Annotated in this window: 18 protein-coding genes and 2 pseudogenes; 5 read left to right on the plus strand and 15 right to left on the minus strand. The window is 32.0% G+C overall.

Annotated elements, in window-relative coordinates; translation table 11 throughout:
- The first annotated feature begins 72 nt into the window (after positions 1-72).
- On the plus strand, positions 73-1,014 hold the full coding sequence (locus AC1RRU_RS05450; RefSeq protein ID WP_016930949.1) for a ketopantoate reductase family protein: 942 nt from the start codon (positions 73-75) through the stop codon (positions 1,012-1,014).
- A gap of 214 nt (positions 1,015-1,228) precedes the next feature.
- Here AC1RRU_RS05450 and AC1RRU_RS05455 read toward each other — a convergent pair whose 3' ends face one another.
- From AC1RRU_RS05455 to lepB, 15 genes and pseudogenes are all read right to left on the minus strand, one after another.
- A complete protein-coding gene (locus tag AC1RRU_RS05455) occupies positions 1,229-1,993 on the minus strand; it encodes an alpha/beta hydrolase (protein ID WP_002502244.1) in 765 nt (254 codons plus the stop codon).
- Between the two features lie 24 nt (positions 1,994-2,017).
- Positions 2,018-2,677 (minus strand): ABC transporter permease, encoded by a 660-nt coding sequence (locus AC1RRU_RS05460; protein ID WP_016930948.1) that lies wholly within the window; start codon positions 2,675-2,677, stop codon positions 2,018-2,020.
- Entirely contained in the window at positions 2,677-3,633 is a 957-nt protein-coding gene (locus AC1RRU_RS05465) for an osmoprotectant ABC transporter substrate-binding protein (RefSeq protein ID WP_002502246.1), read from the minus strand. The genes AC1RRU_RS05460 and AC1RRU_RS05465 overlap by 1 nt, the downstream gene beginning before the upstream one ends.
- Before the next feature lie 18 nt (positions 3,634-3,651).
- A complete protein-coding gene (locus AC1RRU_RS05470; protein WP_053020142.1) occupies positions 3,652-4,284 on the minus strand; it encodes an ABC transporter permease in 633 nt (210 codons plus the stop codon).
- Positions 4,281-5,468 (minus strand): betaine/proline/choline family ABC transporter ATP-binding protein, encoded by a 1,188-nt coding sequence (locus tag AC1RRU_RS05475; protein WP_016930946.1) that lies wholly within the window; start codon positions 5,466-5,468, stop codon positions 4,281-4,283. Before AC1RRU_RS05475 ends, AC1RRU_RS05470 begins: the two co-directional genes overlap by 4 nt.
- A 140-nt stretch (positions 5,469-5,608) precedes the next feature.
- Entirely contained in the window at positions 5,609-6,082 is a 474-nt protein-coding gene (locus tag AC1RRU_RS05480) for a thioesterase family protein (RefSeq protein WP_053020143.1), read from the minus strand.
- Position 6,083: 1 nt separating this feature from the next.
- Positions 6,084-7,052 (minus strand): 3-hydroxyacyl-CoA dehydrogenase NAD-binding domain-containing protein, encoded by a 969-nt coding sequence (locus tag AC1RRU_RS05485; protein ID WP_053020144.1) that lies wholly within the window; start codon positions 7,050-7,052, stop codon positions 6,084-6,086.
- Positions 7,052-7,936 carry a beta-keto acid cleavage family enzyme gene (locus AC1RRU_RS05490; protein ID WP_048667879.1) on the minus strand — a complete coding sequence of 295 codons (885 nt, stop codon included), beginning with the start codon at positions 7,934-7,936 and terminating at the stop codon, positions 7,052-7,054. Before AC1RRU_RS05490 ends, AC1RRU_RS05485 begins: the two co-directional genes overlap by 1 nt.
- 126 nt (positions 7,937-8,062) lie before the next feature.
- Positions 8,063-8,620, minus strand: a complete 558-nt coding sequence (locus tag AC1RRU_RS05495) for a TetR/AcrR family transcriptional regulator (protein WP_016930942.1) — start codon at positions 8,618-8,620, stop codon at positions 8,063-8,065.
- Positions 8,621-9,222: 602 nt separating this feature from the next.
- A pseudogene (locus AC1RRU_RS05500) lies at positions 9,223-9,715 on the minus strand (FGGY-family carbohydrate kinase); the annotation flags it as partial.
- Positions 9,716-10,023: 308 nt separating this feature from the next.
- Complete coding sequence (locus AC1RRU_RS05505; RefSeq protein WP_029376643.1) at positions 10,024-10,566, minus strand: GNAT family N-acetyltransferase; 543 nt, start codon at positions 10,564-10,566, stop codon at positions 10,024-10,026.
- Positions 10,567-10,659: 93 nt separating this feature from the next.
- Positions 10,660-10,836: pseudogene (locus AC1RRU_RS05510) on the minus strand (GNAT family N-acetyltransferase); the annotation flags it as partial.
- 181 nt (positions 10,837-11,017) lie between these two features.
- Positions 11,018-12,424, minus strand: coding sequence for a zinc ribbon domain-containing protein (locus tag AC1RRU_RS05515; RefSeq protein WP_493196464.1), 1,407 nt, complete (start codon positions 12,422-12,424; stop codon positions 11,018-11,020).
- Positions 12,424-13,497: a zinc-ribbon domain-containing protein gene (locus tag AC1RRU_RS05520; protein ID WP_011276900.1), complete on the minus strand. Its 1,074-nt coding sequence runs from the start codon at positions 13,495-13,497 to the stop codon at positions 12,424-12,426. Before AC1RRU_RS05520 ends, AC1RRU_RS05515 begins: the two co-directional genes overlap by 1 nt.
- A gap of 236 nt (positions 13,498-13,733) precedes the next feature.
- On the minus strand, positions 13,734-14,306 hold the full coding sequence (gene lepB / locus AC1RRU_RS05525) for a signal peptidase I (RefSeq protein WP_011276901.1): 573 nt from the start codon (positions 14,304-14,306) through the stop codon (positions 13,734-13,736).
- Positions 14,307-14,658: 352 nt separating this feature from the next.
- Here lepB and AC1RRU_RS05530 point away from each other — a divergent pair, with 352 nt between their 5' ends.
- Genes AC1RRU_RS05530 through AC1RRU_RS05545 form a run of 4 tightly spaced genes read left to right on the plus strand, consistent with a single transcriptional unit; the run spans position 14,659 to position 17,943 of the window.
- Positions 14,659-15,066 carry a YxeA family protein gene (locus AC1RRU_RS05530; RefSeq protein ID WP_011276902.1) on the plus strand — a complete coding sequence of 136 codons (408 nt, stop codon included), beginning with the start codon at positions 14,659-14,661 and terminating at the stop codon, positions 15,064-15,066.
- A 23-nt stretch (positions 15,067-15,089) separates the two neighbouring features.
- Positions 15,090-15,848: an ABC transporter ATP-binding protein gene (locus tag AC1RRU_RS05535; RefSeq protein WP_011276903.1), complete on the plus strand. Its 759-nt coding sequence runs from the start codon at positions 15,090-15,092 to the stop codon at positions 15,846-15,848.
- Positions 15,838-17,721, plus strand: coding sequence for an ABC transporter permease (locus tag AC1RRU_RS05540; RefSeq protein WP_011276904.1), 1,884 nt, complete (start codon positions 15,838-15,840; stop codon positions 17,719-17,721). Before AC1RRU_RS05535 ends, AC1RRU_RS05540 begins: the two co-directional genes overlap by 11 nt.
- Before the next feature lie 27 nt (positions 17,722-17,748).
- Entirely contained in the window at positions 17,749-17,943 is a 195-nt protein-coding gene (locus tag AC1RRU_RS05545; RefSeq protein ID WP_011276905.1) for a VraH family peptide resistance protein, read from the plus strand.
- Positions 17,944-18,034 lie beyond the last annotated feature (91 nt).

The following is an 18,034-nucleotide window of genomic DNA, read 5'->3' on the forward strand; positions in this document are numbered from 1 at the left end:
TAATTTAGACTATATTTTTAACATATTTTAGTGGAAATAGATAGAATACAAGAAAAATAAGGAGTGTTAAGTATGGCTAATAAAATTGCAATTGCTGGGGCGGGTGCAATGGGAAGTCGTATTGGTACTTACCTAAAACAAAGTGGACAAGATGTTACATTAATAGATTACTGGAAAGATCATGTTCATCGAATAAATGAAAAAGGAGTAGAAGTTCAAACTGAACATGATACTTATACTGTTGAAATGCATGCCACATTCCCTGAAGAGGTCAATCAAACCTATGATATTATCGTACTTTTAACAAAATCAATGCAATCTGAACAAATGATGCAAATTTTAAAAGAGCAGGGAGCAATTAGCGAGGATACTGCCATCTTATGTATGATGAATGGTTTAGGCCATGACGAACGTCTATCACAATTCGTTCCAAAATCACAAATTTTCTTAGCCGTAACAATGTGGACAGCTGGATTACGTGGTCCAGGTCAATTGCTATTAGAAGGTGAAGGTTCAATTGACTTTCAACGTGCTGATGGTAAAAAAGACCCACGTACTCAAGAAATTGCAGATATCTTAAATCAAGCTCATTTAAATGCCACTATCAGTAATGATGTATTTAAAGCAATATGGTCTAAAGCCACGCTTAACAGTGTTTTAAATCCACTGTGCACGATATTAGATAAAACAATCGGTGAATTGGGCGCTTATGATCATTCTAGAGCAATGATACGCCCAATCATTGAAGAAATTGTCGACGTAGCACATGCTAAAAATGTAGATATTCATATTAACGACTTAATCTCGAAAATTGAAGCAGCTTATCCTGATCATGCACAAGGTTTACACTATCCTTCAATGCATCAAGATTATAATCATGGTCGTTTAACTGAAATAGATTACTTAAATGGTCAAATTGTGAACTATGGTAAATCATTAGGTATCGCAACTCCTAATAATGAACTGATTACTCATCTCATTCATCAATTAGAAATGAAGTTAAATAAACGTTAATATGAAATAATGTAAAATTAAACTATACTTTTTTGTGAATTATTTGAAAGAATTGGTATTTTTTTGATAAAACTCAATTGTTGTCATTGCCCTAAATAATATATATTGATTTTTAAATTAACTTGTAAATGAATAATCAATATTAAATCTTTCTATATAAGAATAAAATAATAAGACCACTAGTCAAAATTGTTAGACTAATGGTCTTATTATTTTATATATTATTTGTAAATATTTTAATTACTTTTTCAATAGCTTTATCCCAAAATGCATAATCATGTTTTCCTGAGCTCTTTATAAAGTCATACTGTACATTTTTTTTATCTAAATAGTTAATAAAATCTAAGTTACCTTTATAAAGTTCATCTTCTGTACCACACATAATTAATAACTCTGGCAAATCAATATTTTTCTCTATAGCTTTATCAACGAGATGATAAGGATCAAAATTACTACCAACTATCTCCTTATCCGTTCCAACTATAGACTCTGGTGAAAAATCATACCATTTGTATTTTTTAAGCATAGAAACGTCGAATGCAGCAGATAAAGGAGCAGCTTTAGAAAACAACTGACTTTGTGTTAATGCAAATTTAATTGTTCCATATCCTCCCATTGAATGCCCTGCAATAAAATTATCTTCTCTTTTTTTAGACAACGGTAAAATCTGGTGTACATAATTGTAAACTTCTAAAATGTAATCATAATAACTGTGTCCAAAAGCCATATTCGTATAAAAACTGTGATCTGCATTAGGCATTATAATCGCTAATTGATATTCATTAGCATAGCGTTCTATACTTGTATATCTCATATACGAATGAGTGTCGCTAGATAGTCCATGAAATAACATCATTGTTTTAAGTTTTTTTGTTTCGTTCGCTGAATCAAAATAACTGTCATCTTCAGGTAAAATAACATTTAAAGATTGATGCATTCCAAGCGTTTTTGATAAATAATTCATCTGGATTAAAGCCATATTATCTACTCCTTAAATACTTTATTAATTATTCGTTTGTGTAGCTGGATCTAATTTTTTCTCTGCTAGACGTAAAATAATATCTATAAGGATTACTATCACAACAATGGGTAATGCACCAGCCAAGATAAATAGTGTGCCATCAGTAGCATTCGTACCACGAATAACGACATCACCAAGTGAAGGCGCTCCAATGAACGAACCAACAGCAACAACACCTATTGCAACTACTAGTGCAATACGTATGCCTCCAATAATTACTGATAAAGAAAGTGGTAACTCAATCATACGTAAGACTTGATTACGTGTCATTCCCATTCCTTTTCCAGCATCTTTAATATTGATATCCACTTCATTAATACCAGTATACGTATTTTTTATAATAGGAAGAAGTGCATATAAGAAAACAGTGAAAATAACAGTATTAATACCTAGTCCTATTACTAACATTAAAATTGCTAACATAGCAATTACAGGCACTGTTTGAATAATGTTAGCTAATGTAATAATAATTCCAGACAACTTACCAAACCTTGCAATAAGTATTCCAAGAGGTATACCGATAATAGCAGCAAATAATACTCCATATATTGACATTAAGAAGTGATTAATAAATAACTCCCATAGATAACCAAAATTTGTTTGATAATAATGTATTAGTTGTTCGAATAAATTACCTTCCATTAGTTTTGAACACCTTTCTGTTTAGAGTCATTTTCATCGTCAAAGTAATTATGTTTTTTTAAGAAATCTTCTGCTACTGTTGCTGGTTCTTTACCTTTTCCATCTGCTTGATAGTTTAGTTCTTGCATTTGTTCAGTTGAAATTTTACCTTCCAATTTTTTTATAATTGGTTTTAATTCTGGTTTTTCTTTTAATAATTGATCAGTCGCTAAAGGACTTGCATCATATGGTGGAAAGAAATGTTTATCATCTTTAAGTACTTTCAAATCATATGCCGCTATACGACCATCAGTAGAATAACCTACTGCTACATCTAAATTACCAGAATGTAATGCATCATAAACCAAGCCAATTTGCATAGGTCTTACTGTTTTAAAATCGATACCATATTCTTTTTTAAATCCTGAATAGCCATCACCTTTACGACTTTCCCAAGAACTATCCATACCTACCCTTAATTTATTTGCATGTTTTTTCAAATCAGAGACTGTTTCTAAATGATATTTTTTTGCTGTTTCTTTCGTTACCATCAAAGCGTAAGTATTTGCAAAACCATATGAATTAAAGAATGTTTGATGATATTTATCTTTAAAGCCTTTTTGTGTTGCCTTCATTGCTTTGTTAGGGTCTTTAATTGGATCTTCCCCTAATGCCCCTGTTAAATCAGTACCTGTATAACGTGTACCAGACATATTTGCTTGATCACTTGTAATAGCATTATGCTGAATAACACTTGATCCTAAGTTATTAATTAAAGTAGGTTGTATTTTATTATTTGTATCATGTTCAATTAAAATTCTTAACATATGTGAAATGATTTGAGATTCACTTGTGCCTAAAGATGTAATTCTAACATCGTCATCTGAATTACTATTTTTTAAACCTGGTAAACTACATCCAGACAACACAGTTAGACATAGTACAAAAACTGCAATATATTTTTTATAATATTTCATAATGTCCTCCTTTATTGTTTATCTGGAAACTTTAAGTCCTTTCGGAACTATCCACTTTTCAATTTGAGCTAAAATTAAATCTACAATTAGTGCAAGTACAGTTACTAAAATAGTACCTACGATAATCATCATTGGCTCATATAAAGCTAAACCATTGAAAATCAAGTCACCTAGTCCTCCAGCACCAACATAACTTGCTAAAGCTGCCCAGCTAATTACATATACTGAAGATAAACGGATACCACTTAAAATCATTGGTAAAGCTAATGGTAATTCGACATCTTTCATCAATTGAAAATTTGTCATACCCATACTACGTCCTGCTTCTTTTACATTGTTATCAATATTTTGGACACCTACAATTGTATTATTTAAAATTGGTAATAATACGTAAATAAATAATGCAATAATTGCTGTTGTTTTACCCACACCAAAAAGTGGAATCATTAAAGCTAAAATTGCTAAAGTTGGAATTGTTTGTAAGATTCCAGCTACAGTTAAAGAAATCTTCGATAACTTTTCTCTTTTTGATAGTAGAATCCCCAAAGGAATAGCAACAATCATAGCAAGTAATAACGCTACTACTGATATATACAGATGCTCAAAAGTTTTATTAACTAATATGCCACCATTGTCTATTAAATAACTCATACTTTATCCGCCCCTATTTCTTTAGGCTCGACAATGCCTTCATCTTCATTTATTGTTTCTTCTTCAATTTCACCCCAAAGTGTATCGTATACGATATCTACTAAGTTAGATCGAGTTACTAATCCGATTAGAGTTTTACCATCTGTATCAACAATAGGTACATTTCTTACATTACGTTTTAAAATTGTACGTACAGTATCTTGTAATTTACTATCAACTTTAACGCGATAAATATCTCGCTGCATTGTATCAATAAGTTCTTTCATTTGACGTAGTCCTTGATTAATATCTTCAATATCTAAATATCCAAGTAAATGATGTTTATTATCAATTACAAAAACTGTGTCTACTCGTCGGTTTCTCATAATATTAACTGCATCATTTAATGACTCATCAATATGTACAGTGACTGGTGTAATCATTGCATCTTTTACTGTTCGTACATTTGGTCTATCTTGAATCAAACGATTCTGACCAATAAAATCTTTAACAAAATCGTTAGCTGGATGACGTAAAATATTATCTGGTGTATCATATTGAATTACTTTACCTTCAGACATAATACAAATTTTATCTGCTAATTTAATTGCTTCATCCATATCATGTGTAACAAAAATGAATGTTTTTCCTAGTTGTTTTTGTAATTTTTTCACTAAATCTTGTAATGTGTCTCTGGTAATTGGATCTAATGCACCAAATGGCTCATCCATTAAAATAATATCTTGCTCAGCTGCCAAGGCACGTACTACACCAATACGTTGTTGTTGTCCACCAGATAATTGTGAAGGATATCTATCTAAATATTCTTCAGGCAAATCTGCAAGTTTAATCAACTCTTTTGCTTTTCTGTCTTTTTTCTCTTGCGACCATTTTAATAGTTTAGGTACAAGTACAATATTTTCTTTAACTGTCATATGAGGCATTAGACCAATTTGTTGAATCACATAACCAATATTTCTTCTTAATTCTACTGCATTGATATCTTTAATATTCTTACCATTAATTGTAATCTCACCATCTGATGATTCGATCATTCTATTAATCATTCTTAATGCGGTTGTTTTACCACTCCCACTTGTTCCTATGAAAGCAACAAAATCTCCTGATTCAATATCAATGTTCATATTATCTACTGCTTTTTTCCCACCTGCATAGACTTTTGATAAGTTTCTAATACTTAACATATATCCAGTCCTCTCTTTTTTTATATTTATTACAAACTGAGGACTTAAAGTGTATGTTATACAAAGTTTACTAAGTAAAAACAAGGCACATTAAGTCCTCCATATTTCAATCATTCAATTATTAACTACTAAATTAGCCTCTATTTTCTTCTATTAATTCCTATTCGATGTCCTAATTGTTTAGGTCTTTCATTAATAGGTGTTGTATTAAAATATAACTCTATAGATTCTAATATTTGTTCAGGAAAAGGTGCTGATCTATTTGTATTTATATCTATTCCCATCAACATAACTTCATATATGGCGCTACATATATCATCCTTATTAAACATCTCCATATAAACGTGTACACGTTTACTATCGTAATCATAAAGATGTACTTTTACCTGAATATTTTCGTCTTCTTTCATTTCTTTTAAAAATGTTATATGATTTTCTAATGTGAAAATTGTATACTGCAATCTTTGAATTGTTTCTTGATTAAGACCAATTAATGCTAACCATGCATCTGTTGCATCACTAAAAACACGGTTGTATTCAGCATCATTCATATGTCCGTTATAATCAACCCATTCTTTTTTTACATTTGTTTGGTAAATATAATGTTCTGACATATTAATTTACCACTTGATGTTTTTTAGATTTTTTCATTGAATCTGTATCTTCTGGCCAATATTCTTCTGCGAGTTGTTTTACTTTAATCAAGAATTCATTGCGTTTTTGATCAAGTTCTGACATTGTATATCCTTGTGATGTCGCTTCACTACCGCTCACTACTTTTTCGTAAAGATCCTCTGTCAATTCTGGCGCAATTAACTTAGTCCATGGTTTTTTCAATGCAGGACCAAATTGTTTAAGCATGTGTCTCATACCACCTTCGCCACCTGCAAGATGAAATGTCATGAATGGTCCATATTGTGCATAACGTAAACCAGCTGCATGCGTAAATGCTTTATCTACTTCTTCTGTTGTCGCAATACCATCATTAACAATATGTAGAGATTCTCTCCATAATGCCTCCATTAGACGATCTGCAATATGTCCTTCAATTTCATTTCTTACATGGAGGACATCCATGCCAATATTCTCATAAATTTCCTCAGCTTTAATAATCGTTTCTTCTGAAGTACTTTGACCTGGTACAATCTCAACAAGAGGTAAGATATATACTGGATGGAAAGGATGTGCTACTACTAAACGTTCAGGATTCTTTAAATTTTTTTGTAACTCTGTTGGCATAATGCCAGAAGTACTTGAACCAATAATAGCAGACGGTTTCGCATAAAAGTCTATTTCTTTTAAAACCGAATCTTTAATAGATTCTACTTCAGGAACGTTTTCTTGAATAAGATCTGCATCCTTAACTGCTGATTTTAAGTCCGTAGTAAAGCTTAAATTATCCAACGATGCTCCCTCAGATAATCCCATTTCTTTAGCATAAGGCCAATTTTGTTTAACTTGTGTTAGCATTCTTTCATAGGCACCTTCGCTAGGATCTGTAGCAATGACTTCATGTCCGTGAGCGAGTATTCTTGTTATCCAGCCACTACCAATTACGCCTGTTCCAACTACTGCGAACTTCATTATTTGCCTCCTTTATTATTTTTAAGATTAAGTTTCTCTCTTGCTTCTGCAGGTGTTAATGGGACTAAATCATATTCTTTCATTATTTTCTTAGCTTCTTCAACTAATGCTTCGTTAGTTGCTTTAACACCTTTTGAAATATACAAATTATCTTCAAGACCAACACGAATATTTCCACCGCGTTTAGCAACTTCTCTAACTGTCGGTAATTGCATTCTACCAATACCAAATGCAGACCATTGTGCATCTTCAGGGATTCTTGAAATAAGATAGTCTAACGTTTGAGCATCATTTTCAGCGCCCCAAGGTATACCTAAACAAAATTGGAACATAGGTTGTTCGACTAAGCCTTCTTTAACAAGTTGCTTTGCAAAACTGACATGACCTGTATCAAAACATTCAAGTTCTGGTTGTACACCTGCATCTTTAATCATTTGCGCTTGTTCTCTCAGCCATGAAGCGGGACTAATATATATCGAATCTCCCATATTAACGCTGCCACAATCAAGCGTACACATTTCTGGTAATGTGTCACCTACTGGTCTATGACGCTCTTTAGGCGTTTGAATCCAGGTTCCTTTACCACCTGTTTCTGGGTGTTCTTGACTTGGAATAAAGTCGCCACCGCCACCAGCTGTTACATTAATAATAATATCTTCGTCTGCCTCTCTAATGAGTCTTACAGTTTCACTATACAGTTCTGGATCATGACTCACCCCGCCTGTTTTAGGGTCTCTAACATGAATATGTGCTACTGTTGCTCCAGCTTTTGCACACTTAATTGCTGAATCAGCAAGTTCTTGTGGTGTTACTGGAACATTTTCATTTTTGTCAATTGTATCTCCAGCGCCTGTAATTGCTGCAGTTAATAACACTTTTTTCAAGATAAGCACTCCTTTATATTTTAAATACGTTACAAACTATACCAACTGGTCGGTAAAGTTTCAACCGTAGCATAAAAAATAAGCTGAAAAGTTTCAATCTCACCTAACAGCTTAAAACCTGAAAATTTATTTTTTTTCTTTATTAATACCTACTTCTACGTTTTCTTTTAACCGATTTATTACTCTTTCACGCATTGATTCATCAATTGCACTTATTCCAAAAACTTCTGATAACCATAAACCATCAACAGCTAACCTAATGATTGTTGCATCTATTTCATCTAGACCGTCATTAACAATTTGAGATTGCCAATCTTCATATAAAGATTTTAATGGTAAGAGTAGCGCTTTATTTGAACCTTGTGCAGCAAGCATTGCAGAAGTAATAGGCGCATTTTCAACACGATGCTCTTTCGTTGCTTCAATAAACGCATTTAACCATTGTCCTTGTTTACAATGTGTATTATCAATATGACTATTTACATTTTCTCGATATAATTCATTAGCATAATTGACAAGTTCCTTTATTAGACCTTCTCTATTTTTAACATGATAAAGCAAACCACCCTTGCTTATACTTGCTTCTTTTGCTACTGCATCTAATGTTAAATAGTCAGTACCTTGTCTATTTACTATATTAGCTGCAGATTCTAAAATATACTGTTTCTTAGATTTCCTCGTCATCAATTCACCCTCTTCCAATTAAAATCAATATTGTTTACATAATACTCTTAAATAGATAGAGATTATTATATTATATAAATTATTTTAAAAAAAGTTTTACGTTCTAATCTTTTTAACTATATTAAAAATGATTACACTTAAAAAATGTATAAAGTATGTGAGAATAAGACAAAGAATTCAAAATGCATTCTTCTTCCTATCCCAACTGTGTATGTAACCTAATTTATATTGAAGATAAACTTCTTTTACGAAAGTCCTAGCTCTATGACTTAAATCAAATTGAACTTAAATTTTTTAACCTTTTGTATTGATTGTATAAGAGTAGAAGTGAAAAACTTAATATAAGTGTATTTTCTTTCATTTTAATTATTGATTATCTTTGTAAACAATCATTTAAAATGCTTTATGTCAAGTAGATAAGTAAATAATCAAAAGATACTATTAAATTTAACTAATTTCTCATCTTTAAATTTCATTTTCATATTCTTCTCTCAATAAACTATCTGAGAATTCCCCAGGTAATCCTAAAAATTGTCGATTTTGTTTAGTTAAATCGTTAGTCACAATAATTCACTTTCTCCCTTTGCTTATTTGTGATTTCTTTAAAGTTGTTCGTTAGCAAGACGTTCTATAGGAAGACCTTTTTTTAAAACGTTCAATATATAACGATTAAAGCTTTCTATTTCTTTTTCATTTGGTTCAATTTTGATAGAATCAGTATCTTTAAAAGCAATTTCATTAAGATAACTAGATAAATTTACATAGTTTTCTGCTACAAGATATCTAGCTAAAACAGCAATCCCCCATGCTCCACCCTCACTAGCAGTTTGCATAACACTAACGGGACTTTGCATTGCTGCTGCCAAAAATGTTTGAGGAACTTTTTTGGTTTTGAATATACCTCCGTGTCCATATATTGAATTAATTTCAATATCTTCATTCTTTTTTAATAAATCAATACCAATTTTTAATGTACTAAATGCACTATATATGTGAGTTTTCATTACATTAGCTAAATTGAATGAACTATCTATCTATCGATCGTACTAACATAGGATAACCCTGTTGAACCTCTGTAATAAATTCTCCGGAAATTATCACTTTTAAACTTAAATATTGTAATATTATAATTTATACCCCATAACTGACTCCATCTTTACAATAGTTTTTATTGTGTTATCCTACACTTGGTATATTCTTAATCTAACATAAAAATTTTAACCACTTTCAATTTATTATATATAGTTTTACTAAACAATAAGCTTAAAAATAGAAAGAGATAACTCTATTCTCTATTATATTCGGAATGAATCTATAAGTGGATATCATACGTTTATTGATTACTTAAAAAATTATTATAAAATCATCTTGTAAATAAATTTGAATGTATATTTACAATAGAATTAATCATCATATTCTTCCCGGAGTAAACTATACACATAACTATCTGAAAATTCTCCTTGTAAACGTTCATCACTTCTCAATATACCCTCTTGTGTGAATCCAAGTCTTGTTGGTATAGCTCGGCTTTTTTTATTTTTGGTAGACATTTGTATTTCAATACGATTAATATCATATTCTTCATATACATAACGAATTAAAGCTTTAGTACATTTAGTCATGATACCTTTCTTTTGAAAGGCTTCAGCTAAATAATAACCAATCGAAGTTTTTTTATTAATTAAATCTAAATAGTGCAACCCAATAACTCCAATCAGTTCTTTATTACTCCATATCCCGCAATGAAATCCATTACCATCGATAAATTGTTGCAACGCTGAATGGATAAAGTGTTTACTATCATCAACCTTCTTCGTATGTTCAACAAAAGGTAGAAATTCTGCTAAGTAGTTACGATTGCTATCTACTAATTTAAATAACTGTTCTGCTTCTCGTTCTTCTAATATCTTTAATTTAATATCTTTATCTACTTGGTAACCAAAGATCATAACTATCCCACCTATGTATTTAATTATTAATAAACTCCCAAAAAACCGCTCCTAATGAGGATATGGAAAGCCATCACCACGAGTGAACTATTCTAGTGCCGACTGAATAAACTTCTTACTGTGCGTAACTTCCGTTGTGTATTCTACAAATGGCAAGAACTCGCCTAAATAATCCCGATTCGCATCAACTAATTTGAAAAGTTGCTCCGCTTCACGTTCTTCTAATATCTTCAACGTCACATGTTCATTCACTTGATAACCAAACATCATAACTATCGCCTCCAGTTTAAATTTTCAAATTTTTCGGTAAATTAAATATATAGTAACATAAATTGATTTAATTAATATTAAAGCTCATAAATTATTATGCTTCAAAAATCCTTAAAAATTAAGGCTGAGCAATTAAATTCAATCGCTCAACCTCATTATGATAATAACTATTCATTTATTAATAACCAGAACCGACTTCTTCACCATCTTCATCGTATTCAGTTACGTAACCATCGTCAGTGTCAACAGTATATGATCCGGCTAAATCTCCGTCTTTGTCAGTAAATGAGAAGCCCCATTTACCATCATCTGTTTTTTCTGGTTCTTTGTATGTGTAAGTATCCGTATCTAACGTATGACCTTCGTATGATTCTACTTTATCAATGACGTTATCACGTGTCACTTCGCCTGAACTTGAATCAGAATCATCGCTATCACTATCAGACTCAGCATCCATTTTGTCATCGATATACTTATCAATCTCATCATCATTAAACGTAACTGTGACATCTGTTACGTCATCATCGTCTTCCCCAGAACTAGTCACATTAACAGAATCTGATTTGAACGTTTTACCTTCATAAGTACCTTGTGCATAAACGGTTACTTCTTCATCAGGGTCATATGGTCCAAATGTTTCAGAAGATGATTCACTTCCGATTTCTTTATCATTCGCGTATATTTTCACATTGTTTAACATATAGCCGCCATCAACGCTGACTGTGAAACGTTTTTGTTTAAATGATTCATAAGCAGTAGCGTCATCACTCATGTTAATCATTAGCGCACCTTTGAATTTCTTACCATCGATGTCTTTTGTTGCTTTTAAATTGTAATCACCGATTGGGAACGTACCTAACGTTTTTTCATCATCTTCCGTAACCGTTGTCGTACGCTTCTTACCATTGTATTCGTAAGTAATATCTCCACTACTACTTGGATAAATGCTCACTGATTTTTGTGGAACATTGAATGAATAATTATCAAAAAATAGGAATCTCTTGCCATCCTTTGAAATATTTAACACATTATTTCCATTAGCATCCACAGATAAATTATTATAACGATTATCTTTAATTTCTTTCGCACTTTGTTCTACATTACTACCGACATTATTTAAGTCATCTTCTGTTTTGATGTAGTTTAAATATGCGCGTGCTTCTTGTTTGCTTAATTTTTGGTCATTTTGAGTTGTAACTTCTTTGGCTAATGCTTTTTCGTCATCTTTCTTAATTGCTTGTGCAATATTAGATGCTTGCTTTTCCGGAGAAAATTGATTTTTTAATACTGAAAATGCAACGATCAAAGCAATTAGCAATACAGCTATAACTGCAATAATAATCCAAGTCTTTTTATTATCGCCTTTACGTGGTTGTTGATCATGTCTGTCGGCATAACCGTTTTGATTATGGTTATTATACCCTTGATATTGATGTTGCTCATGCTTATCTTGTCGACTTTGGTTGTGATAATCTTGCTGTGTGTTAGAGTGATTTGGTTTAGATTGCTGAACGGGTTTCCCACAATTTGTACATACCTTCACACCTTCGCGAAGAGGTTGACCACAATTACTACAATATTTCATTAGTAAATCGAACTCCCATCAAATAGATTATTGAACTCACTGATTAAGTTTCCAAAGATTTGGTTAAATAAAGATTCACCGAAAATAGTCACAAATAAGAAGAACACAATAATGTAAATAATCACACCGTAAAAACTAGAAAAGCGCGTATGATGATTTGCACTATATTTGGCAATCATGTAAACACCTGAAACAACGATTAATAGAATGGATAGCATAAATAATGCGCCACCAAAGCTAAAAGAATTAGCGAACATTAAAATAAGTGCAATCAATAGTACTGCCACTGAAACACTATTAATAAGTACAAAATCTGACAGTACTTTTTTAAATGTAATTGGCTGTCTAACTACTAAGCGCGAAATACCATATGTTGCTCCCACTATCACTGCTAGGAATAAAATGACACCTAACATAACAGAAAAGATAATTTGGCTTTTTGGTGTTTCAAACATTCCAACTGATGAAGGAATTACAATAGCAAGTAACAGTGCTACGACTAATAAACCGACAATGATTAAAGAAAATAACAATTTAAAACTAAATGCTTGTTGGCTTTTTAGTACTTGATCAGGTGAAGCGAAAGCACTTCTAAAGAAACCTTTACTTTCTTCTGTCACTTCTTTTGCATGGTCACTAAATTGGCTTGTTTGTTGTGGTTGTTGATGGTTTGAATATGACTGATTGTATTGTTGTTGATTGTGATATGTATGTGCTACGTTGTTGTGAGGTTGTTGGTGCTGATTTGACTGTGGTTGATGCATTTGATGTTGTTGTGTCGATGTAGTCTGTTCAGGTACATGCTGATGATCTGGCACTTTACCTTCTTCATAAGAATGTTTATCGTGTTTCGATTCGTTTGTTCTTGATAAATGATTACTTTGATGTGATGTCGTTTCGTTACCTTCACCTAATGATTCATTTGAATCCTGTCGTCGGCCATTAGCTTCAGCATTAGAGATATCTTTTTCAGCAGAATTAATAGTCTGAGACTGTCTATCTATTTTATGGCCACACTCTCCACAAAATAAATCGTTAGGTTCGATAGCATTTCCGCAATTTGGACATTGCATAGGAATCCCTCCAATTTTTTATTTTTTAAATCTTCAAAAAGTATATCATTTATTTTGTGTTGCTTTCTATATTATTTTGAACTTTTTATCAAAATAAATATATATTTTAAAAAGCAATATTTAGATAAGTTCATTTAATATAATAATCTAAATATTGCCTTAACTATACTGAAATAAAAAAACGATGAAGTCTAAGACTCCACCGACAATAAATTTTATTCATTTAATTGTTTTTTCTAAAATGTGCCTGGGTTAAAACCTGCTTCCCATTTATTAAATGGCCAATATCTTAAAACAACTTTACCTACAAGTTGGTCTTTATCTACTAAACCAACTTCAGCCAAACGGCTATCTACACTATTTTGTCTGTTATCACCTAAAACTAAATACTTATCTTTAGGAATTTTATTTTTACCATTTGCTCCGTTCACTTGGCTTGTTTTAAATGTACCTGTTAAATACTTACCTTGTTTATGCTTCTTATTATAATCTAAATAAGGCTCTGATACCTTTTTGTCATTAACATATAATTGATCACCTTCATACTCAACTTTATCACCTGGCGTACCAATCACACGCTTAATAAAATCACGTTGTGCATCTTCATGGAAGACAACGACATCACCATTATCAATGTGGTTCAATGTTTTCGAAATCTTACTAACTATCACTTTATTTCTATCTTGGAAAGTTGGATACATCGATGAACCTGATACTGTGTATGATGTTCCAATAAACTTTAATACAATACCTACAATTAAGAGTGCGCCACCAATGGCTACAATCCATTCAATTATCTCTTTTTTCAATTAAACCCCGCCTATCATCTTTTATAAACACAACTTACTTTATCACAAATATATTGCAAAGTCGTTTCACTCATCTTTAAAAACCGTAACGTTAATCAATTTACTTCGTTTTGAAAATTAAGCTCATCAAGAAATTCATCCTTAGCGTACTTATTGATAGCTTCATCGTAACAAACCTCTCACAAGATTACTATTCAAGTTATCACATTTAAGAATGCCTTCTTACTTACATTTTCAAAAAATAATCCAATCTTTCATATTCGTAAGAAATGACATCGACTTTGTAAGGTTAGATAAAGGCAGTACTGACGCAACCCTTCTACAATTATAAGTGTAATAGAAACAAGGAGTGATGATATTGAAAACCTTAAGAAATATATTCATTACAATTGTCGTCATTGCAATTATCGTTATCGGAGGATTGTTTGGATTAAATGCTTATTCCAATCAACACCCTAACAATCATTCAATCAATGACTGGAACAAGCTCAATCCTCTAGCCCCAACATATGAATATTACGTTAAGACTCAAAAGCCATCGAAAGTAGAAGTCGTTGATAAAGAAAAAGATTTCTATATCTATCATTACAATCAAACGGGTTACACGAAAGATGGTAAATCTAAAAAAATTGAATACACAGCATCTAAAAAATTAAAACAAAATCATTACTTAGTTGTACGCGAAAAATCTCACACAATTCAGTCATTCGAAGAAGTTAAAAAATCAAAAATTCCAACTAAAGCAAAAGAAAAATTATAAATCAAATAAGGAGTGCGATCGACATGCCAATTCTAAACGTCAATCATTTATCAAAAGTATACGGAAGTAAACAAAAATATAAAGCCCTACACGACATCAACTTTTCAGTGGACAAAGGAGAATTCGTCGCCATAATGGGACCTTCAGGTTCAGGTAAGACTACCCTCCTCAATGTCATTAGTTCCATCGATAGTATTTCTGGAGGAACTGTAGAAGTAAGTGGCAATGAAATTAATCAACTTAAAGATAAGCAGTTAGCACAATTTCGTAAGAAAGAACTTGGATTTATCTTCCAAGATTATAGTGTCTTACCTACCTTAACTGTTAAAGAAAACATTATGTTGCCACTATCCGTTCAAAAAGTAAGTAAAGATGAGATGGAACAAAATTATAAAGAAGTTACTGAAGCACTCGGTATTTATGAGTTAAGCGATAAATATCCAAGCGAAATATCAGGTGGTCAGCAACAACGTACCGCTGCCGCACGTGCATTCGTTCATAAACCGGCTATTATCTTTGCCGATGAACCGACAGGAGCACTTGATTCGAAAAGTGCGCAAGACTTACTCAACCGTCTAGAAGATATGAACGAGCGATTCAATAGCACGATAATCATGGTAACTCATGACCCATCTGCAGCGAGTTTCGCACAGCGTGTCATTATGTTAAAAGATGGCAATATTCATTCAGAAATCCATCAAGAAGATAAATCTAAACGCGAATTTTATAATGAAATCATTCAATTACAGTCAGCCTTAGGTGGTGTCGCAAATGACGTTTAATCAAATTACACTCAAAAACTTAAAAAGTAATTTCAAAAATTATGCACTGTATCTTTTTTCACTCATTTTTAGTATTATTTTATACTTTAGCTTTGTCACTTTGCAGTACACACATAGTATTAATAATGGTGGTTCTCCAAAAGTTATTCAAGAAGGTGCTAAAGTAGGCTCAGTTTTCCTATTTATTACAATTATTATTTTCTTAATGTATGCGAACCAATTATTTATTAAACGTAGAACACGAGAATTTGCGCTATTCCAACTTATTGGATTAACACGACAAAACATTTTAAGAATGCTAGCTATCGAGCAACTTACATTCTTTTTTATTACTGGCATCATAGGTATTTTAATTGGTATTGTAGGCTCTGAAATTCTACTTAACATTCTAGTGAAGATGATGCATTTGAAAGTAGGTGTATCAATCGGATTTGAATTTCCTGCGTTAATACAAACAATTGTGATGCTCGTACTAGCATTTATCTTGATTATGTTCCAGAACTTCCTTTTCCTAAAAAGAAGAACCATTCTGTCAATGATGAAGGACAGTACTAAATCAGAAGCTACTAAAGCTAAAATTACCGTTCCTGAACTTATTGCCGGTATTCTAGGCATTATCATGATCATCTTTGGGTATTATATTTCTACTGAAATGTTTGGTAAGTTCGAAGTTTTAACAATGGTCTTAGTCACACCTTTCTTAATTCTGTTTCTAACCGTTGTGGGGGCTTATCTATTCTTTAGAAGTTCAGTATCTATCATATTTAAATCACTGAAAAAGTCTAAACATGGACGCATTTCAATTACAGATGTCGTATTTACTTCATCAATTATGCATCGCATGAAGAAAAATGCGATGTCACTAACAATTATTGCGGTAATTTCAGCTGTGACAGTAACTATTCTGTGTTTTGGCGCGATTAGTAAAGCCAATACGGACTATATGATTCAAGTATCGTCTCCTCAAGACGTTAACTTTTCTAAAACAGAATCAGCTCAAAAGTATGAAAAACTATTAAAACAAAATCATATTCAATATGACACGAAAACATTTGAAGGTAGTAATACGAAATTGTTTAAAAATGATGCCTTAAAAAGTAAAACAAACGAAGGTATGCAAAATACTGGTATCGTTGTGATGCCAGATAAAAATAATAAAGGTAACCATGCTACAATTACTAACCTACAAGGACCGCTTTCTGGCATTGTAAGTGTTCATACGAATAAAGATATGACACTTCAAGGTCAACAAAAAATGACATTAAACGTGAATAAAAAGGATGACAATGAGGTAATTCCGTCGACCGTTTCTATAGGTGGTCCTGTCTTAAAAGTAAGTCCAGATAATTTCAATAAATTGAAAATGAAGGACCAACTGATGCATCATTATGGATTTAATATCAAAGATCATAAAGACCTCTCCAAAGCGGAGACATTAGCTCAGAAAGTAAGTCCAAATGTAGAATTAAAAAATGACACGAAGAAAATGCTAGATGAAAGTAATGGTATTCTAATATTTGTCACATCATTCTTAGGATTAGCGTTTCTCATCGCAGCGGGATGTATTATCTATATTAAACAAATGGATGAAACCGAAGATGAAATTAACAATTATCGCATATTAAGACGTATCGGCTTCACACACACGGATATGACGAAAGGTCTAGCATTAAAGATTCTATTCAACTTCGGTTTACCTTTAATCATCGCATTATTACACGCACTATTTGCTGCAATGGTATTTATGAAACTAATGGGAGAATACTCTCCTATACCGATTATCATTGTGATGATTGTTTATTCACTTGTTTACCTTATCTTTGCAGCAATCTCATTTATCCATGCAAATCGAATTGTAAAACACTCTATTTAATAATTGAAAAGAAAGGACGTTGTTTAAATGAATATTAAAGAATTAATTCGCAAATCTTACGAGGATTTATTAAGTTTGAAAGTCAATTGGTTTAACGGTCTTATGTTAGTACTTATCGTCTTCATATTAAGTGGCATTGTGACACCATTTATTGGAGTGCCGGTAGGCTTACTTGGTGGTGGTTATATTCTAAAACGTTATGAAGAAAAGAATAGTAACTAATATTGAAAACAAAGCTTTTTGAATAAATATGTCTACATTGAAAACAAGCAGTAATTAATTGAGCTGAGAAGGCGCTTTAAATCAAGCGATT

Source organism: Staphylococcus sp. GW821-FHT11H10, assembly GCF_058807855.1.